General features: G+C 51.2%; 17 protein-coding genes. 7 read left to right on the plus strand and 10 right to left on the minus strand.

Annotation, left to right across the window (positions count from 1 at the left end; genetic code table 11):
- Window positions 1–11: 11 nt before the first annotated feature.
- From B1748_RS20860 to B1748_RS20900, 9 genes are all read right to left on the minus strand, one after another.
- Window positions 12–863: a carbohydrate ABC transporter permease gene (locus tag B1748_RS20860; RefSeq protein ID WP_087569871.1), complete on the minus strand. Its 852-nt coding sequence runs from the start codon at window positions 861–863 to the stop codon at window positions 12–14.
- Window positions 864–1,760, minus strand: coding sequence for a carbohydrate ABC transporter permease (locus tag B1748_RS20865; protein WP_087569872.1), 897 nt, complete (start codon window positions 1,758–1,760; stop codon window positions 864–866).
- Between the two features lie 82 nt (window positions 1,761–1,842).
- Window positions 1,843–3,147, minus strand: coding sequence for an ABC transporter substrate-binding protein (locus tag B1748_RS20870; protein WP_256975806.1), 1,305 nt, complete (start codon window positions 3,145–3,147; stop codon window positions 1,843–1,845).
- A gap of 146 nt (window positions 3,148–3,293) precedes the next feature.
- Window positions 3,294–4,961, minus strand: a complete 1,668-nt coding sequence (locus B1748_RS20875; protein ID WP_087569874.1) for a sensor histidine kinase — start codon at window positions 4,959–4,961, stop codon at window positions 3,294–3,296.
- The gene (locus B1748_RS20880; RefSeq protein ID WP_087569875.1) at window positions 4,958–5,770 is read right to left on the minus strand and encodes a response regulator transcription factor; all 813 of its coding nucleotides are present in this window, start codon (window positions 5,768–5,770) and stop codon (window positions 4,958–4,960) included. Before B1748_RS20880 ends, B1748_RS20875 begins: the two co-directional genes overlap by 4 nt.
- Before the next feature lie 151 nt (window positions 5,771–5,921).
- Entirely contained in the window at window positions 5,922–7,352 is a 1,431-nt protein-coding gene (locus B1748_RS20885) for an aldehyde dehydrogenase (protein WP_087569876.1), read from the minus strand.
- Between the two features lie 195 nt (window positions 7,353–7,547).
- Window positions 7,548–9,428 (minus strand): LTA synthase family protein, encoded by a 1,881-nt coding sequence (locus B1748_RS20890; RefSeq protein WP_087569877.1) that lies wholly within the window; start codon window positions 9,426–9,428, stop codon window positions 7,548–7,550.
- A gap of 138 nt (window positions 9,429–9,566) precedes the next feature.
- Window positions 9,567–11,405, minus strand: coding sequence for an ABC transporter ATP-binding protein (locus tag B1748_RS20895; RefSeq protein WP_087569878.1), 1,839 nt, complete (start codon window positions 11,403–11,405; stop codon window positions 9,567–9,569).
- Window positions 11,402–13,159 (minus strand): ABC transporter ATP-binding protein, encoded by a 1,758-nt coding sequence (locus B1748_RS20900; protein WP_087569879.1) that lies wholly within the window; start codon window positions 13,157–13,159, stop codon window positions 11,402–11,404. Before B1748_RS20900 ends, B1748_RS20895 begins: the two co-directional genes overlap by 4 nt.
- 145 nt (window positions 13,160–13,304) lie before the next feature.
- Between B1748_RS20900 and B1748_RS20905 the strand changes: the two genes are divergently transcribed.
- The gene (locus B1748_RS20905) at window positions 13,305–14,069 is read left to right on the plus strand and encodes an exodeoxyribonuclease III (protein WP_087569907.1); all 765 of its coding nucleotides are present in this window, start codon (window positions 13,305–13,307) and stop codon (window positions 14,067–14,069) included.
- A gap of 64 nt (window positions 14,070–14,133) precedes the next feature.
- Here the strand turns inward: B1748_RS20905 and B1748_RS20910 are convergent, their stop codons facing one another.
- Window positions 14,134–15,009, minus strand: coding sequence for an aminoglycoside phosphotransferase family protein (locus B1748_RS20910; RefSeq protein ID WP_087569880.1), 876 nt, complete (start codon window positions 15,007–15,009; stop codon window positions 14,134–14,136).
- A gap of 231 nt (window positions 15,010–15,240) precedes the next feature.
- Here B1748_RS20910 and B1748_RS20915 point away from each other — a divergent pair, with 231 nt between their 5' ends.
- From B1748_RS20915 to B1748_RS36940, 6 genes are all read left to right on the plus strand, one after another.
- Window positions 15,241–16,101: an aminoglycoside adenylyltransferase domain-containing protein gene (locus B1748_RS20915; RefSeq protein WP_179215715.1), complete on the plus strand. Its 861-nt coding sequence runs from the start codon at window positions 15,241–15,243 to the stop codon at window positions 16,099–16,101.
- Between the two features lie 162 nt (window positions 16,102–16,263).
- Entirely contained in the window at window positions 16,264–16,983 is a 720-nt protein-coding gene (locus B1748_RS20920) for an ABC transporter ATP-binding protein (RefSeq protein ID WP_087569882.1), read from the plus strand.
- Window positions 16,980–17,714 carry an ABC transporter permease gene (locus B1748_RS20925; protein ID WP_087569883.1) on the plus strand — a complete coding sequence of 245 codons (735 nt, stop codon included), beginning with the start codon at window positions 16,980–16,982 and terminating at the stop codon, window positions 17,712–17,714. Before B1748_RS20920 ends, B1748_RS20925 begins: the two co-directional genes overlap by 4 nt.
- A gap of 9 nt (window positions 17,715–17,723) precedes the next feature.
- Window positions 17,724–18,464, plus strand: coding sequence for a MerR family transcriptional regulator (locus B1748_RS20930; RefSeq protein WP_087569884.1), 741 nt, complete (start codon window positions 17,724–17,726; stop codon window positions 18,462–18,464).
- 243 nt (window positions 18,465–18,707) lie between these two features.
- Entirely contained in the window at window positions 18,708–19,874 is a 1,167-nt protein-coding gene (locus B1748_RS20935; protein ID WP_087569885.1) for a GAF domain-containing protein, read from the plus strand.
- Entirely contained in the window at window positions 19,871–20,041 is a 171-nt protein-coding gene (locus B1748_RS36940) for a hypothetical protein (protein WP_179215716.1), read from the plus strand. The genes B1748_RS20935 and B1748_RS36940 overlap by 4 nt, the downstream gene beginning before the upstream one ends.
- The last annotated feature ends 396 nt before the right edge of the window (window positions 20,042–20,437 follow it).

The following is a 20,437-nucleotide window of genomic DNA, read 5'->3' on the forward strand; positions in this document are numbered from 1 at the left end:
CGCCTCCTTGGTCAGCCTTTTAGCGATCCGGCTGTCATGCCGGCGATAATATACTTTTGCAGGATCAAATAGAACAGGAGCAGCGGCGCGATGGATAGGAACAACATTGGAAACAGACTGGTCCAATCGACCGAAAATTGTCCGATATTTCTGAAAACTTCCAGAAGCAACACGCCTTTATCCCTCGATTGAAGGAACAGGAGCGGCGTAATAAAGTCGTTCCAAGTCGCCAGCACGTTTAGAATCGTCACCGTCGCGACGACCGGCGTCAGCAGCGGCAGCGTGATGGACGCAAAGGTTCGAAACACCGAGCACCCGTCTATTTTGGCGGCCTCCTCGAGCTCGAGCGGCACCGTCGATTCGATAAAGCCCTTCAGCAAGAAAATAGAGAAAGGCAGGCCATATGCGATCTCGATCAGAATGACGCCCGTGAGGGTGTTCATGAGCCCCATCTCGGATATGAGCTTGAACAGCGATAGAATGCCCATCTGGTAAGGCACCATCATCCCCGCGAGAAAGATGCCGAAAATAACGCGGGAATAAACGCGGCGCCTGCGCGCGAGCGTATAGGCCGCCATGGAAGCGAACAAGACGATGCCTGTCACGGCGCCTGCGCTAATGATCAGATTGTTCGAAAGCGCCCTGCCGAATTGCATCGTTTGAAGCGCGTTCGCATAGTTCGTCCATAACCAGCTTTGCGGCAGTCCTAGCGGATGAAGCAAAGCTTGCTCGGGCGTCTTAAACGTCGTGACGAACAAATAGTAGACGGGAATAATAAAGACGGCAGCCGCGATCCACATCGCCGCTTCTCCAAGCCGGAGGCCGAACCGCCGTTTCAAGCTGCTTTCGCGTATCCGTTTCATCTAGCGCTCCCCCCAAAGTCTGACCAGCCTGAGCTGCAAATACGTAATGAGGCCGACAATGCCGACAAACAATATGCCGAAGGCGGAACCGAAAGCGTAGAAGCCTTCCCCGAGCCCCTTCTTGACCATTAACGAAACGATGGTTTCCGTGGCGTGGCCGGGCCCGCCGGACGTCAGCGAATAAATAATATCGAATACTTTGAGTCCGCTGATCATGACCGTGACCGTGCAAAACGTGATCGCGGGAGCCAGCAGCGGCAGCGTGATGCTCCGAAACGACTGCAGCGGACCGGCTCCGTCGAGTTGGGCGGCTTCGTAATATTCGGGATTGATGCTTTGCAGATTGGCCAGATAGATGACCATGTTGTAGCCCGCCCACTGCCACACTTGGGTAAAGATTACCGCGTAAAGGGCAATATTCGCATCTCCGAGAAAGTTGATTTTGCCGATGCCGATCGCCGCAAGTCCTTGGTTAATGAGCCCGAAATCCGACGTGGAATACAGGTAGCTCCATAGGAACCCGATAATCAGCGGACTAAATACAGCGGGAAGGAAAAAGACCGAACGCAGCAGCGCGCGCGTCTTGAATCCCCTGTTAAGCGCCACGGCCAGCGGGATGGCGAGCGCGTTGATCAATAGCGTCGAAATGAGCGCGTAGACGAGCGTGTTTCGAATGCCGGTCATGTAGATCTCTTCGCGGAATATCGCCTTGTAATTTTTCCAGCCGACAAATTCCACATCGCGAGGGTTAATGTCGGACCAATTCGTAAAGCTGTAGACGAACGTGCTAAGCGCGGGATAAATGAAGAACAGACCGTAGATGGCGAGCGCCGGCAACAGGAGCAGCGCGTAAGTCGGCTCCAGGCGGCCGTTCATTTTCCATTTTGTCAAACCCATCCGGTTCGCCTCCTTTCTTGATCCATTCTAGGGGGTAATAAAAAGGGAGGCGCACCGTCGTTTGACGCCGCCTCCCCGTGTTTTATTTGTTTCTAAGCGATTCGGCTTTTTTGTCGGCCGATTCCAACGCCTGTTCCGGCGTTGCATGCCCTCCGACGACGGCCTGAATCATTTTGCCGAGCTCGTCGATGATGGGATTGCGCAGCGTTCCCCAGCCGTTAGGAGGGAAATACACGTTGCCCTGCTCGAATGCGGCTTGAGCATCCGCGTATTCTTCCGGCATCTCGAACACGACGCCTTTCAAGTAGGAGGAACCGCCTTTATTATCTTCCCAGTATGCCTGCTGCCCTTCCGGAGTCGACAGCAGCTCCAGCACTTCGAACGCGGCTTCTTTGACCTTTGACTTGGCATTGATGCCGAACGCGACTCCCGGTCCGCCGACCATCCAGCCCGCTCCGCCTTTCGTCCCCAAATTCGGGAACATGCCGATGTTCATGTCGGGGTTCTTCTGATTGAACGTGTCCATGTACCAAGGACCGGATTGGAACATCGCCGCTTTGCCGCTCGTAAACTCGTCAATCGCCTGTTCTTCTTCCAAGCCGAGCATGTCCTTGGTAAAGATGCCTCGTTCCAGATACTGCGTCCACGTCTGAAGAGCCGGCAGCAACGCTTCCTTCATCGTCGCTTCGCCCTTTCGGAAAGCCTCGTCGAAGTCCTTGCCCTCCGCCGTGCCGATGTGGTCGTTCAGCGCCAATGCGATGAAGGACTGCATCGCGACGTTTGCGTTTTTGAGCCCGATGGCTTGCGGTTTGATGCCGTTGTCGAGGAATGTCTGGGCGACGGCAAAATATTCGTCCAGCGTCGTCGGAACCGTCAAACCGTATTGAGCAAATAAATCTTTGTTGTAATACACGCCATTGAACCAGCTCGCTTGCGGAAGTCCGTATAGTTTGCCTTCGAAGGTGACGTAGGAAGTACCCGAATCGTGGTACTTGCCAGCGAACCGACCCGTTAAATCTTCGAAGTAGCCCAGCTTTACCGTCGTGTCGTCGATTAATCCGCCTACGATATCAGGCCCTTCGCCCGCGGCCAATTGCGTCTTGATGATCGTGTCATATTGCGTCGCATCAATGAACTGATACTCCAGGTCCACGTTAGGCAGTTTCTCTTCGATCAAGGCCAGCAAAGACGCCATGCTTTCTTCTTTGTTCCAATAAGAGAGACGAACTTTGGTTTTGGCGCCCGTTTCATTCGGCTCCTTGGACGAACCCGTTCCGGCCTCTTGGACTTTCTGACCCGCATCCGGCGAAGCAGGCTGATTATTTGACCCGCATCCGGCCAAGACCATTGTGGCTGCCAGCAGCATGGATACGACGGTAAACATCATTTTTTTCACGTACGGCACACATCCCTTTTATGTTCGAATTGGAAGTTGCGATCCCGGGCATCGCTGTTTCTTTCTGCAACTTAAGTATAGGACAGGGACAATAAGGCCGGATATATAAGCTTTTATCGATATCTATCAGAAAATCGCTAAAGTGAGGCGTCAGCGTTGAGCGGCATGCGGACCGTGACGGTCGTGCCCTTGTCGACTTCGCTTGCCAGGGATACCCCGTAAGGCTCGCCGAAGGAAAGGCGAATCCGTTCCCGGACGTTCCGAAGGCCGTAACCAGGCGAATGTTCGGACAGCAATCGCATAAGCTCGTCCTCTTCGATCCCCACGCCCGTGTCGCGTATCTCGAACACCAAATCTTCTCCGTCCTTGTAGCCCTTGAGCGTAAGGAGCCGCTCTCCTTCAAGCTTCTCCTTCAGACCGTGGTCGATCGCGTTCTCGACGAGAGGCTGCAGAATCATCCGAATCATCGCATGCCGGAAGATGGCCTCGTCCAACTCGTACACGACTTCGAAAGCGTGCCCGGACATGATTTGTTGGATTTCGACGTACGTTTGAACCATTGTGATCTCGTCCCGAACGGAAATCTGTTCCCTGCCTTTGTTGAGCGCCGTCCTGTAAAATTTGGCAAGCAGCGTGACGGTTCGACTCACTTCGAACGCGCCTTTTCCGATCGCCTGCGAATTGATCAGCGACAACGAGTTGTACAGAAAGTGTGGCTTGATCTGCTCTTGCAGCGCGGCCAGTTCGGCTTCCTTGCGGGCGATGCGGTTTACGTACGCCTCCTCGATCAACACGTTGATCTGCCTCAGCATATGGCCGAACCGATTCGTCAACTGTCCGATCTCATCCTTGGACGCCGCGGAAACCATGATGTCCAGCTCGCCTTCCTCCACCCGCTTCATTCTCTCGTTCAGCTTCATGAGTCCATGCAGGAGCGTGCGGGAGAAGAGCAGCACAATGACGAACAACACGGCAACGCAGATGACGATCATTACGAAGGTCGCTTTAAGAATATCTTCCGTTCGCTCTCCGATATGGCTTGTGCTGGCATAATAGAACATGGACCAGCCCGAATCGGAGATGCCCCTGCGATAGCTCAAATAATCACCACCGGTCGCCGATTCTCCTTCGTCCTGTTTAAATGTCGAGAATATGGAATCTCCGGTATGGCTCTCTATCGCGATGCGGTCGTCTCCGCCCACTTTCCATATCACTTCGTTTATCAAACGATCGAAATCGAATTCGATGTACAGGATGCCTTGGCGAATGCTTTGCCCCGGTTCGTAAATGTTGCGCGTGGCAAATAGCTTCTCGCCGTCGCTCCACCAGCGGGTTGCCGTATCAAAGACGGTCTCTTTGTACCACTTTGCCTCCTGGACAAGAGAAGCCGGCTGAATAAAGTTGCCGAATGGAGACTGGCGGTTCTCCGAATAAATGACGATTTCCTTCATTTCGGACATAAAAAAAAGATAGTTCCAGAAGATAGGCTCCACGTCCTCGTTCATTTCCACGGCAAATTGATAGACGTCGATCTCGCGGTTCGTAACGGCGTTTATGACTTTAGGGTTAAAGACGATGGATTTGATGGGGTATTCCTGCCGCTCGAACCGGTAGCCAAGCTCGGAGGAAAGCTGATTGGCCGCCGTCACCGCCGACGTGTTCAGTTGGCGCTTTAAATCTTCGTTAGCGCTCCCGTACGAATAAACGCCGAGAACGCTAAGCGGCAGAATGATGACGATGCAATAGGACAAAATCAGCTTCTGGCGGAGAGGCATGTCGCGAAACGCGCGAAGCAGCCCTCTCATGACCGGTCGCCTTGTTCCCGATACTGCACGGGCGTGCAGCCGAACTGCATTCGAAACAACATGGAGAAGTAAGAGGGATTGGGGTAACCGACCGCTTGGCCAATCTCGGCGATTTTCGTATGGGTCGTCGCGAGCAGTCTCTTCGCGTTCTCCATCCGTACCGCAATGATGTATTTGCCCAGGTTTTGGCCCGTATGGTTTTTAAACAGATGGCCGAGATAGCTGGCGGAAAGAAAAACTTCCGAGGCCAAATAATCCACGCTAAGTCCGGAATCTCCATAGCGGGATTGGATAAGCGCCTGGACGTCACGGACCACCTTGCGCGTGTTCTCGTCGGATCCGCTCCCTGTTGGAAGTTCGCTTCCCCTTTGCACACCCTCATCGGATGACGAGCGGTCATCGAAGCCCGAGGCCTGAAGCTCCCGGTGCTTCCGGCATTTCTCGATCGCCTTGTCCATGACGGCAGCGAATTCTTCTCGATCAAGCGGTTTCAGCAAATAATGGATGGCTCCGAGGTCGATGGCTTCCTTGGCGTATTCGAACTCGCCGAAGGCGCTGTATATAATGAGCTGAACAGACGGATTAAGCAGTTTGGCGTGACGCGCCAGATCGAGGCCGTTCATGCGGGGCATCTTAATATCGGTAAACAGGATGTCAAAGCTGTCGGAACGAAGCAATTCCAACGCTTCCTCGCCGTTCGAAGCGGTCGATACCTGCAGAGGCAAGCGTAAATTCTCGATAATGGTGCGTATCGTCCCCGTCTCGATTACTTGATCGTCTACAAGCAGAATAGCATACGTGGATTCCAAAACTTCGCCACCTTCCTCCCAAGATGCTCAACATTATAGCAGGAGGAAGAAGGGATGGGAAGACAAGCCTTGCGGCATCCGCACAACTGACTGACAAGCGCGAACGCCAAAAAGACGAAACCGCATGGGGCTGCGTTTCGTCTTTTATGGTTTATTTCATGACCTTCCTTGCCCACTTGAGCTTCCCCTTGTAGGGGGGGAACAGGAGGCCCGGCTCAAAACGCGTCGTGCGCTTGAGCAGGCTCTTCCGATGAGAGAACAGCTCGAAGCTGTGCTTGCCATGGTACGCGCCGATGCCGGAGGAGCCGACTCCCCCGAAAGGAAGATGGTGGTTGACGATATGCGACAAGGTGTCATTGACGCAGCCGCCTCCGAAGGAGAGCCTGCCCATCACTTCCTGCTCCGCCGCTGCATCCTCCGTGAACAGATACAGCGCAAGCGGCTTGCTGCGACCGCGAACGAAGTTGATTGCCTCTTCCAGGCGAGCAAAAGTCAGCATGGGAAGAATCGGACCGAACAATTCGTCCTCCATCGCCGCGACGCCTTTCCCGTCCTCGGAAGCCTGGCCCGCGTCAATCAGCGTCGGAGCCAGGTACAAGTCGCTCCGGTTTCGCTGGCCTCCCCATACAACGCGTTTCCCGTCGGCTTCTATGATCGCCGCAAGCCTGTCGTATTGCCGCTCGCTTACGATTCGCCCATAATCCTCGCTTGTTGCGGGATCGTCGCCGTAGAACTGCCGCACGGAGTTCCGGAGCAGCTCCGACAGCCGCTCCCTTACCGACTCGTGCACGAGCAGATAATCCGGCGCGATACAGGTCTGCCCCGCATTGATCAGCTTGCCCCAGACGATTCGTTTCGCCGCAAGCTCCAGATTGGCCGTCGCATCGATAATGGCCGGACTTTTGCCGCCCAGTTCGAGCGCAATCGGCGTCAAATGGCGGGACGCGGCTTCCATCACGATGCGCCCCACCCCCGTGCTGCCGGTAAAAAAGATATAGTCGAAAGGCGCATGGATGAGCGCCGAAGTCACCTCTTTGTCTCCCTCCACGACTCTTACGTAGGCGGGATCGAAGGTGTCCGCGATCAGCTCCCGAATCGCGGCCGACACATGCGGAGTTACCTCGGACGGCTTGACGACCGCGCAGTTGCCCGCGGCGATCGCGCCGACTAGCGGCTCCAGCACAAGCTGGACGGGGTAATTGAACGGTCCGATGATAAGAACGGTCCCGTAAGGCTCATAGACCAGCCTGCTGCGGCTGCCGAACAACGTCAGCGGCGTCTTAACCCTGCGCGGTTTCATCCACCTCCGTATATGCTTAATCATATACGTAATACTGCCCAGCACGAGACCGATCTCCGTTGCAAAAGCTTCAGCTTCGCTCTTGCGCAGATCCTTGTACAGCGCGCCAAACAATGCCGCTTCATGCTTCGCGATCGCTTCCTTTAGCTTGCGCAGCTGCCCGATGCGAAACGCGGCATCCGCTGTCGCTCCGCGTTCGAACCAGCGGCGGTGTTCCGCCAAGATCGCCTCTGCGTCCAGCCCGCTCTCCCCCGTACCGCTGGCGTTATGTTCGTGCGGCATAGCTGTTCCTCCGTTCTGCCAAGTCTGCAGCTTGCACAGTCCTGCTTTTTTATTTTAGTTTAACACTACAAGCTTTCTAACCGCTACTTGCCGATATCTAACCCCAAACTTCCGTCTCCCTTTTCGGTACGATGCAAAAAACGCCCATCCCCCAGGGATAGGCGCTTGCTTTTGTTATCACCGCGATGCTTGAGATCATCGCTTCGGCAGCAGCTTCACGTATTCATCGGACAGCTTCATCAAACTAAGGATATAGTCGTAATCTTGACGATACTGGCTGAAGTCCGCGACGGGCTCCATCGTTTCGATATCGTAAGCTTTGCCGTCGTCGAAACCTTCGCCCGGGACAAACAAAATATCATCGTTGAAAAATGATCCTGTCGGCAAATAATAACGCATGCCGATGACATTCCGAGTCGTGTTGATCAAGTCTTTGCCGAAGACGGTTGCGCCCTTCTCCTTTAGATCGAGACCAAGCAGATTCGCGATCGTCGGCATAATATCTACTTGGCCGCCGACTTGAGCGGAGGTCTCGCCTTGCACGCCAGGGACATGGACGAGGAAAGGAACGTTGAAGCGGCCGATGCGGTCATCGTATTGGATGCCGAGCTCTTCTTCGACGAATTCGACAGGCGTCTCTTTGGCTTGCAGGCCGAAGTGATCGCCATAGATGACAAGCATGGTGTCGTCCCACATACCGCTTTGCTTCAGATTCTCAATCAGCAGACCTAACGCATAATCCGTATAGTTTGTCGCTTCGATATAATAGCCCAGTTGTTTCTTTTCAAGGGATGCCGGAATTTCGATATGCTTGAATTTTTCCGGTACCCAAAACGGATGATGGCTCGATGTCGTTATGAATTGGGCGTAGAACGGCTGGCCTTCCTCATAATGCTGCTTAAGCACGTCGAATCCGACCCGATACATTTCTTCGTCCGAGGCGCCGAGCGCATTGAACTGATCATTTTTGAAATCGGGTTTATCATAGTATTTCGTAAAACCCAGCGCGGGATACATTTGATTGCGATCCCAGAACGTGACATCGTTAACGTGGAATGTGTTGCTCACATAACCTTCGGACGCAAGCAGTCTGGGCAATGCCGGTACGGCGCGGTCGCCGTAGCCCTTGGACATGGGTTCCGTGCCTGTCGGATAGATGCCCGTGTTGACGTTCCATTCCGCATCGGAAGTATTACCTTGACCGATCTGTTGGAATACGTTGGTGAAATAGAAGCTTTCCTCATCGGAGATCAAGTCGTTTAGAACCGGCGTAACCTCCTGGCCGTTTACGGTCAAGCCAACCATTATATCCTGGAACGATTCCAGCTGGATGACGATGACGTTTTTCCCTTTGGCCGCGCCGAACAGCTTCGGCGTGCCTGCTTCTGTCGCTTCTCCGCCAAAATGTCCGCCCACAAGCTCGGCGAGCGCTTCCGCTGTTTTTTTGGGATCGCCATCCTTAATCGCCTGGTTCTCCTTGCGCTCGTTAATGGCTGTAGCTACTTGATAATTCAGAACGCCAAGGCGCTGCGCCTGCACCAGCTCGTTGGAGATGTGCAGGTCAGAGCGGATGTACAAGACCGACGCGCCTAACGCCACGACAAGCGCAATGCCGACATAAAGCGGCTTGCCCGCTCCGCTGTTTCCGTGTTTGGATGTCTTGCCGCGCATAACGATCAGCGATAATGCAATCAGGACCACAAGATCGAGGAACAGCAAGTAAAACTTAGGGTTGATCGCAGACTTAACGCTTTCTCCAACCTGACCTACCTGATCAAGGCCGCTCAGTGCCGTATACGTCGGAATACTTCCAAAAAAGGAGAAATATACGGTGCAAGCGAACAATACGAACGCGAGCAGTCCATTTACGGCCCCGAATACGAGCGGCTTCCAGCGGCTTGTTGTGAGAAGCTCCGCGATGCATAAAATGACAAGAACGGCAGCCGCGTCTGCAAGCAGGCGATCGATCTGCACCGTTCCGAAGTTAAATTGACGGAATAAGGCCATCTTCAACATAATAAGAACAAAGGTCGCCCAGAACGGCGAACGACGATATATATTCAGTATGGCATTCATGTTTCACTCACGCTCCTTGCTTTGATACCTTTTAAAATAAAGAAAAACCGTCGAAAAGACGGTTCCTCGCATAAATGTTAATTTCATATTAACGTAATTCGGCACAGAAATAAATAGGGAACTCCCGCCAAATCCGTATCATTGCGTTTCACTTTGCTCCGAATCCCCATGCCAAAGCTTGCGGAACGAATCGCTGGACTCAAGCAGCGCTTCGGCGGTGCCCTCCGCTTCGATTTTGCCGTCCTGAAGGACGATTATGTGATCGGCTCTTGCAAGAGCCGCCTTCCTGTGGGAGATGACAAGGCAGGTGGCATCCCCCCGCTCGCCGAACAGCCGATCCCATAGTTTCTCCTCCGTCTCGACGTCCAGCGCGCTGGACAAATCGTCGAAGACGAACAGCTCCGACTCCCGTACCAGCATTCGCGCCGCGGCCGTACGCTGCGCCTGTCCGCCGGACAACTTAACGCCGCGCGGGCCGATCGTCGTCTCTAGCCCATCGGGAAACTTCGCCAAATCGTCCTCCATAACGGCCGTGCGCAAGGCGCGATCCAGCTTGACTTCATCGTCGGGCTGGCCGAGAAGAATATTCTCGCGCAGCGAATCGCTGTACAGCCTTGGTACCTGTGCGGTATAGGCGCTTCTCGGCGGGATAAAGAAGTCTCCGAGCTCCCCCTTTACCATCCGTCCGTTCCATCGCACGATGCCGCCATCCTTGGGCAGCAGCCCCAGCAGGACGCGGGCAAGCGTTGTTTTGCCGGAGCCGATCGGGCCTGTCACGACCGTAAAGGAGCCTCTGGGCAGCCGCAGCATAATATCCTCGATTCCTCTCCCCGTCTCCGGATAGCGGTAAGTCAAGCCCGTCGCTTCCAGCAGCTCAAGCCGCTCGAACGAAGATACGCCGGCGCTTCCTCCAAGCGCGGACCCGACAACCGAAGATGAAGACTCGCCTCCTGGGCTAACCGCATGATCGATGACCGCGCCTTTTCTCTCCAAGCCAAGCGCCCGATGCACCGTCAGAACGGAGGCCGGAGCGCCCTGCAGCATAAAGGTTAGTCGTCTCAGCGCCACGCCCATCTGCTTGAAGTACGTGAGAAACTTGCCGAAGTTGGAGATGAACTGGGTAACGAACGTTAAATAATAGACGAACAGCGCAAAATCGCCGACCGTGAATTCCCCGCCCCTCATCTTCTGTCCAGCCAGCAACAGAATCAATCCGGTGCCAATGTTAACGGTATTGGAGAAGATGGAGTCCAATATTTCGGTCATCAGCTTGTCCTTCAGCATGGTGCGCCTGCGATTCTCTCCAAGTCCCCGGAAGCGGTCGACGACGCGTCCCTCCGCGCCGGCCACTTGTATGGCCTGCACGTTGCCGAACATCTCGCTAATCGCCCCGGTAACCTTGGACGTCGCTTCCCGGCTCGCCTCTCTGTACTTTTGCAGTCTGGCCGTCGCCAGCTGCGCCGCGATGACTACGAGCACAAGGGGCAGGAATACGAGCAGGGTCATGCCCGCATCGATCCCGATCAGAATATAGCAGGATACCGCGGCGAAGCACGTCATCCCGAAGACGTCTACCGACCAGCTGACGGCCTCTTCCGTCTGATCCACATCATCGCGGAAGTAGCTGATTCCTTCGCCGGGCGAGCAAGGAATCGCCTTGGCGCCGGGCTCCTTGAGCACATGCTCCAGCAGATTCCGCCTAATGAGCATGCCGATTCGGAAGCGGAATTGCACATCCGTAATAAAGCCGAACCAGATAAACACGCTGCGGGCAAGAGCAGCGGCAATAAGCAGCATAACAATCAAACCGACGCCAAACTCCGCAGGCTGATCGGGTACAAGCGAATCAAAAAACGCTTTGGTCAGGAGGCCGGGAAAAATCGGCATCAAATAAATAATCGTCCAAAGAACAGCGTTGGCGATGTACCAGCTCTTGCGATAGCCGATCAAACGCATCATATAGGTGAATGTGCTCAAGCCGTCACCTCCTCCAATCCAATGGCAAGCATGCGGCTAAACCGCGATGTAGGATCGCCAGCCAGCTTTTCGCGAACTCCGCTCTCCGCCAGCACGCCTCCATCCATAATGGCAATTCGATCCGCTCGCTGAATCGTGGACAGCCTGTGGGCAATAATGATGCATGTCCGCCCTTGAAGAAGCCTGTCCACAGCCTTCTCCAGCCGCTGCTCCGTGAGCGGATCCAGGCGGGATGACGCCTCATCCAAAATGACAAGGCCCGGGTTCTGCAGAAAGACGCGCGCGAACGCGAGCAGTTGCCCCTCTCCTGCCGACATGCTTCCGCCGCCGGAATCGAGCGTTGTATCCAGACCATCCTTAAGCGAGCGCAGCCAATCGCCGAGCCCAAGCTCTTCTAATACGGCGCAAATCGCCTCGTCTGTAATAGAAGGATCGTAAAAGGTCAGATTATCGCGGACCGTGCCTTGAATGATCTCGATATTTTGGGTGACGATCGCGACCGTGTTCCGGAGCTCGGATAACTTCATATCCCGAATATCGGTTCCGTTAAGGCGGATTGCCCCTTTCTGAGGATCGTAGAAGCGCAGCAGCAATCTCGCGATCGTCGTCTTTCCGCTGCCCGTACGCCCTAGCAATCCCAACACCTCTCCAGGTTTCAAATCCAGATTGAGACCCTTGATGGTCGGGGACTCTCCGTAGCTGAACGACATCCCGTTAAACGATACCGCAACCGGACCGTCCGCAAGCTTGACGCCGGGACCGTCCTTAATGCCGGACTCCATCGCCATCAACTCGCGAATGCGATGCATGCTGGCGTCCGCCTTCTGCAGGTCCTCAATCTGGGTCCGGATCTTTTCGATCGGCTTAGCCAGCAGCTCCGTGTAGAAAAAAATCAAATATACGGTGCCGATCGTAATGGCTCCCGTCTTCCACAGATATGCGCTGATGACGAACGCCATAACGTTGCCGAGCGCAAATACGATGATCGTCGTGATCCACATCGACGCGAAGCCGAGGAACGCCTTCTGTCTAAGCGGCAGCATGCGGCGGATCAGCCCGTAAAATCGGCCCATGACGTAGCCGGAAGCGCCGTTCGCCCGCGTATCCTCCGTCCCCTCCAGATGCTCACCGGTAAAGCCGTAATACTCCGCGTTAATGCTCCTCCAGTCGCGCCACACCGGCGCGGCATATTTGCGGATATGCTGCACGATAAACACCGCGAACACGACGAAGAGCAGCATGCCGGCGCCAATCCAGACGTTCTCGAGAAACAGCAGGACGATGATGCCGATCATAAGGAGCAAATTGCCGCCCAGATGAATTATGAAGCTGGAGAAAAAATTGGCCAAAGCGTTGACGTCGCCATCCACACGCTCGATAAGCGAGCCCGACGTATTGGACTTATGAAAGTCCATATCCAGTCGCAAACAATGCTCCGCCAGATCGCCGCGAAGCTTGTTCGTTGTTTTCCATGCGAGATTTTCGCCGACATATGTCGATATGATCGCGATGATTTGCTGCATGATAGAGAAACCGATAAACAGCAGGGCAGCGTACATCAGCTTCTCCAGAGGCTCGTCCGAGCCAGCTGTGTCAATGAAATAACGAATGACTTGCGGACTGGCAAGCTGCAGACCGATCAAGCCGAACAGCAGCAGCGTCAGAGCGATCAGCGAGCCTCGGTGCGGGAACAAATATTGTCCCAATAACTCGGCATACACCTTTATCCCGCCGGATTTTGTTGTTTTATTCATCCTACTCACTTCCCGCTTTCCCCCATTTGACAAACGTACGTTCCCTCATTCTATCATAAACTCTATGTTTTAGGTTGTATCTCACAAGATGATTTGATATTTTTGAAATACTATAGTAAGGCGAGGAGACGAAATAACGATGGGTATCAAATTGGTTTCATGGAATGTAAACGGGCTTCGCGCTTGCGTCGGCAAAGGCTTCTTGGACTACTTCAAGGAGATGGACGCGGACATCTTCTGCCTCCAGGAGACGAAGCTGCAGGAAGGTCAGATCGAGCTGCCGCTGGGAGACGAATACTACCAATTCTGGAATTACGCGCAAAAGAAAGGGTACTCCGGCACCGCCATCTTTACGCGATATAAGCCTCTCTCCGTCCGTTACGGCATGGAGACCGACGAAGAGCCGGAAGGCCGCATCATTACGTTGGAATTCGAACAGTTCTATATGGTTACCGTCTATACGCCGAATGCGAAACGCGACCTCTCCAGACTGGAGTACCGGGTGGAATGGGAGGAGCGATTTAAATGTTATTTGAACGGACTGGACAAGCTGAAGCCTGTCGTCGTATGCGGGGATTTAAATGTCGCGCATGCGGAGATCGATATCAAAAACGCGAAATCCAACCACGGCAATTCCGGTTTTACCGCGGAAGAACGCGGATGCATGACGAGCCTGCTGGATTCCGGCTTCGCCGATACGTTCCGCCGGCTCTATCCGGATCGCTCCGACGTGTACACTTGGTGGTCCTTTATGCCGAAGGTGCGCGAACGTAATGTCGGCTGGCGGATCGACTACTTCCTCGTGTCGGAGCGGCTGGTCCCGCTCGTCAAGGACGCCGGCATCGACGCCCATATTATGGGCAGCGACCACTGCCCCGTAACGCTGGAGATGGAGGAGTTGGAGCGCTGAGCTAATGAGTAGCAGCCATAGCTTGGGGCAGATGTCCGCTGCGCGCCAATCGGGAGCAACAACGCTAACTTGTCAGTTTCTCTGCCATGTCCGCCCATAGAGGCCATGCTTCCAAATAAGCAGGCAAATCTTGCGGATGGTGCATAAGACAGATCGCGATTCTGCAATAGAGCTGGAACGCCGTCTCGAGAATCACTTCCCCTGGTTCGACCGTCCGTATGTTCAACTCGTTGTAGGCACCCAGCAGCGTCTCGACGTTTAAGTCGTCCGGAGACGAGCAAAACGCGTAAGTTAAATCGTAAAGAATCGGCCCGGCGATCGGCGACGGGTCGATGACGCCTGTCATTTTGTCCTCGTCGAACACGAAATTATGAACGCCGGTGTCGCCGTGCAGCCAGTACTTATCCTCCTCGCCCCAGTCCCGGAGCTTCTCCTTCCATACCCGTTCGACCAGTTCATGGTCCTTCGCAGGCAGGTAGTCACCAATCCGTTCCGACGCGAAGACAAGGCTTCTCCCGTTGAATTCGCGCCATGACTCGCAAGGCGAATCCGGTCTTCCATATCCTTGGAACGTTCGTTCCGGCGTATAATGATTAAGCAGACCTCGCGCCAGCTCGCTCATCCAATCCTTTTTGCCGCCGCGATTGACGTGCGTCGTTCCATGCTGATACTCATACAGCAAATAACGGTGCTCCTGATCCACATGTAGCAGCTTAGGCAACAAGGGAGCCTCTGCGTAACGGTTAAGGAATTGCGCCGTTTCCCGCGTATATTCGGCCTCTTCGAGCTTTAGCACGTACGACGGCGCTCCGTTCCGGGACAGTATATAGACTTGCCCCTCCGTCGTTCCTTTAACTGCCTCGGCAGCCAGCTCCTCCACTCGGCCTACAATTTTCAAGTCTGCCAGCTTCTCCATCATTTCACGCAACGATCCGTCCATCTTCGTCCCCTGCTTTCCATGTCGTCCAACCTTAACCTTCCAATAGATTAAGTATAGCCCATTCTCCAAGCTGCGCCCGGTAAAGTTTAGCTATAAATTTCCTCTCACCTTGCGGAGACAGCTTAAGGGGATTTACAGTTCTAATAACGATTCATTAACGACTACGGATCAGAAATCAAAAACCATGCGGTCGGAATCATGACGATTCCATGGCATGGAAAGGGGAAGAAGATGAAAGAATACCAATGGCAAAACTGCCCGCCGAACGTTAGACGGCAGGCAGAGCTGATCACCAATTACTTGCATGATTATTTAGGGAGCGCGCTTGTCGGAGTATACATCCACGGCAGCATCGCGCTTGGCAGCTTTTTGCCGGCCAGGAGCGATCTCGATCTGCTGATCGTCGTCGATCGCATGTTGACGGCCAAGGAACGATTCAAGCTGATGATCGCTTTCCTCAGCCTGCATCGTCAGCCTGTGCATGTGGAAGCCAGTATTGTGCGCAAATCGGATATGGATAACTGGACATTCCCGACGCCCTACGAGTTCCACTTCAGCGAACATTGGCGGAAGCGGTTCGAGGCGATGGAGGCCCGCGAGGACGACTCGTTTTGGCAGTTCGAAGACAAGGCGACGGACAGCGACTTGGCTTGTCATGTCAAACTTGCAAGACAGGCGGGAATCGCCTTATACGGTCCGGAGCCGTGCGACATTCTACCGGAAGTGCCCCATGATGATTTCTGGCAATCCATTCGTGCAGACGCGGACTATTACGCGAAGCACAGCGGCGATCTGGAGAACGCGGGCATCTTGTCCCTGCTTCGCATCTGGGCCTATAAGGAGCTTGGCGAGATCCTCTCCAAAACCGACGCCTGTCGCTGGGCTGAGGGCGCGCTTCCAGAAGAGCTTCGCCACATTGCCGTAAACGCGATGAATGAATATGCGATGAACGTGGTCCCCGCCCGCTACAACCAGTCCGAACTCCTCGCTTTCAAAACCTACTTATTGAATCGGATAGATGCAGCTGTTTCGGTTGGTTGGACAGGGGTTCAACTCCCCTCGCCTCCACCAACCACATCCACAACCGCATGAGGTTGTGGATTTTTGCTATTCCTCGATACTAACTGGCCAATTAACTTCTACATGTTCCTAATGGACAATCAATATTGCAGCACTTCAAACCCTCCATTAAGCCACCATCCCATAACTCTTTTGTTATAGTTACGTCCTAAGATGTATTTGGGAGGTTAGAACATGGTACTGAAGGTAAAAAATTTGTCGGTTGCATACGGTCAGAAAACGGCCGTCGATCGCATTAGTTTTCAAGTAAAGTCTGGGCAAGTAATTGGTTTACTAGGTGCGAACGGGGCAGGAAAATCTTCAACAATTGCTGCAGTGCTTGGTATTGAAAAAAGCACTCATGATGAGCTTGGCATCGTTGGCAAATCACCGATACGCAATCGAAAGGAGGTATTTGAACAAGTAGGGGTGCAGTTTCAAGAAACCAATTTCCAAGATAAATTAACCGTTTCCGAAGCATGTGGACAGTGGCAGGCACTTTATCAAACATCGGCTGACGTACCTGCTTTACTACAAACCTTTGGGCTGGCAGGTAAGGAGAAGCAACTTGTTAAACTACTTTCTGGTGGGGAGCGTCAGCGACTAGCCGTACTCCTTGCCCTCATTCCTGAACCGAAGCTTGTGTTTTTAGATGAACTGACAACAGGGCTTGATACTAAAGCTCGTCGTATGCTGTGGAAGCAGCTCTTAACCATGAAAGAAAATGGTTTGGCGATTGTTTTAACATCACATTACATGGATGAGGTTGAAGCGTTATGTGATGAGGTATTGATTCTACGTGAAGGTCAAACCGTCTTTCATGGAACAATTCAGGAAGCATTAATCGCTAGTGGGAAAACAACGCTTGAAGACGCATATTTACTTTTTGCAGGTGAGGGGGAACACTGGGGATGAGTACAATGTTTACACTTTTGAAAATAGAAGGAAAGCTAGTGTGGAAAGGTATTGATATTCTAATTTTCGGTATATGCTTTCCGATCATTTTGGCGGCCCTGTTTGGTTACTTGCTTAGTAAGGATGCATCGGCAGGTTCTTCTAACTTTGAATTATCTTACTCGGCTGTTATAACTATTGGCGTGCTTGCAACGGGTGTAATGGGTCTACCGCTAACCATTGCTGATTATCGACACCGAGGCATCCTGAAACGATTCCAAGTGACGCCAGTATCTCCTTTACAGATTTTATTTGCACAAGGTCTAATTCAGCTTTCCTCTGCCCTTGTTTCATTCGTAGGTGTTACCCTGGTGTACTACTTATTGTTTGATTATCGATTAGCGGGTTCCTGGTTTATGTTTTTGAGCGTATATGCTTTCGTTATTTTAGCCATGTACAGTATTGGTATTTTCATTGGCAGTGTCGTACCGGATCAAAAGGCAGCGAATATGTGGAGTTCTGTTGCCTACTTTACCATGTTATTGTTCTCGGGTGCGACGATTCCGTATGAAGTGATGCCGCGCTTCGTTCAATGGATAATGGATATCCTACCTTTGTCACATGGTATTCATTTATTAAAAATGGTAACTGCAGGTAAAGCCATGGCAGGTATGGCGGTGCCCATGTTAATATTAGGTATTTGTACGGTTATCAGCTTGGTTGGGGCGTTCAAATTTTTTAAATGGAAGTAGGGTTACGGGATGTACAAAACCAAAGAAATCGCAGCACTAGTTGGGGTACATCCCAACACCGTACGGATTTATGAACACTGGAACTATATCTCATCTGTTCCGAGAGGTGAGAATGGATACCGCATTTATTCAGACTTGCATCTATTTCAACTAAAAGTAGCTAGAGTCGCTTTTCGTTGTGAAATTGTTCAAGGACTCATTCGGGCAAAGGCAAGAGCTATTGTAGAAGCTAGTGGTAAAGAGGATTTTGCTCAAGCACTGGAATACGCACAAGCCTATCTGTCACATTTAGAAAAAGAATATTATCAGGCATTAGAAGCTATTGAGCTTTCGGAACAGTGGATGTGTGGATTGGAATCAGCTTCTATTCAAACGTATACACGAAAAGAGGCAGCTCAGGTACTGGACCTTACATCTGAAGTTATACGAAGTTGGGAGCGGAATGGATTGCTAACAGTCCCTAGACTTTCAAATGGATCTCGCTCATATACAGAGAATGAAATAAAGCGATTAAAAATTATTCGTACTTTAAGGACAGCACATTATTCAATGAGTGCAATACTTCGGTTGATGAATAAAGCAGAGACGATGAGGGCAACTGATATAAATATTAAGAAGGTACTCGAAACACCTGAAGATCATGAAGATATTATTTCGGTGACAGATCGACTGACCATTTCATTAGAGCAAGCCATAGAGTCTGCAAAGGAGCTTTTATTGTTACTAAGGGTAAAACTAAACTTAGAATGATACTTTAGCTTAAAAGTTCAGAACATGTTTCCGCTAATTGTGGATTTGTACAGCCACGGTTCACCTCCACCAACAAAATCCACAACCGTGTAAGGTTAAACCACAACATTTAATAGTGAGATGCTGGCTTTCATTTTTTTGTAAATTCAGTTATGACAAACAGAATATTTTAAAACAAACATAATATGCTACTTTTCTAATTGCCCACGATTTGGTAAAGTTTCCTTTAGGGGGCTGATAATATTGCCAGAAGATAGACAAGAGGAAGAGTTGCAAGGACTAATCGGGAATTCACGATACATTCCTTTTTTACATCGTTTGCAGGAAAGTTATTTTTCGATGGCAATTAAGTGGTGTGTTAATTTTATCATTGCGGTATTCCAGACCTTTAATGTCCCTGCTTTTGTTCTTTTATTAATTTTCTTTTTCGAACAGTTTATGCAGAAAGTTATTGATCCCACCTATTCATTTCCATACAATTTTGAAATGATAGCTTCTGGATTTGCTGGATGGTTTCTAATTCAACTTCTATGGGCTAAAACAACGAGAAACATTGTAAGTCCAACGGTATTCCCGATTTGGTTCATGAATTCCAAAGGAGTTCTCAAAAACGAATTTTTCTCTGCTGAGCTTTCTAGAAAGTACAGCGCCGACCTTGAGCAGTTTGTTCGCTATCAGGCGGACGAATATATTAAAGAACAACTCCGTGATAAGGATCTCCATATTGACCGATTAATTAATGCAATTGAGCAGCTACGCCAGTTGAGTATGTTTCCAAATGAAAGTTTCGAGTCGATGAGAAGGGTCGTAGAAAACCTGGTAGATGTCGTTATTGATCCCAATAAGAGCCGTCATCAATTTGAAGTGATTATGGATCGAATCTTGGTGGAGATTACAACTATGAAATCAATACAACCAATCATTAGACAGGGTTCAATTATGTTGCTCAATAGCAGTAAGGAGCTTCGAATTATTGGTCAATATAATATGCCCAATAGTGTTGTAAGAAATAGGGTTGTCTCCCTTGGAGAAAAGTTTGCTGGGAAAGTCGCGTTAGAGGGTGAGATTGTTTGGATACAAGATGTAAATACGCCTGAAGCAGAGCAAGAATATCAGTTTGAACCTGATCCCAACCGACGTTACGCTGGCATAATGGGTTTTCCTATAAGAGAATCCGGATTGGACGAATATAAGCCTGTTGGTGTAATTGTTCTTCATTTTGTGAAAGGTTATCATCTTGAGGAAGAGCAGAAAGTTGCGGTTGCTAAAGTTTTGGAAGTGTACGCTCAAGTGATCTTATCATCCTTAAAACTCCAAAACTATCATAGAAATTTGAAGAAAAAATATGGTATAATGAGAACACAAGAAGAAGTAAGCGTTACATTTGATCCAGGAGGTGACACGGTATGAGCGCTTTAAAAGGGCTATTGAGCAATAAACGGAGTAGTAAAAACACTTCAAAAACCAATATTACTAAATATACTGTCGGCACCCGTGTTCCACGTAACGAGGAAGCCGAGCGTATAGTACGCAACGCTCTTGCTCATCAACCGTCTAGGCTTATGAAATTAAAATAAATTAAGCAGATCTAAGCTCGGGAATTTTTGATTCCCGAGCTTTTTGTGTTTAATCTCCCTACCATCTGGAAATAGATAGAATAAACCAGATTGGTAGGGAGGTTGAAATATTATGAGCTTGTTCCGAAAAAACTTAAAAAAGGAGCACATCATCACAAAATATAAAATAGGCCAATCCGTTCCACCGAATAAAAAAGCGAATAAAATCGCTGAAAACGTTATAAGGGATGTTAAGAGCATCAAAAGAAAATGGTTTTGATAGAATGCCAGTCCACGCTATAACTCCTTAAATCATATATCCGATATAGATACAACAAAATGAGGCATCGGATTTGGTTGTGTCACGCTACGGTTTGCCTAGATAACAAGTCGTTGATATTATGGTAAATTATTTTG

Source organism: Paenibacillus sp. MY03, assembly GCF_002165585.1.
Taxonomy (GTDB): Bacteria; Bacillota; Bacilli; order Paenibacillales; family Paenibacillaceae; genus Pristimantibacillus; species Pristimantibacillus agaridevorans.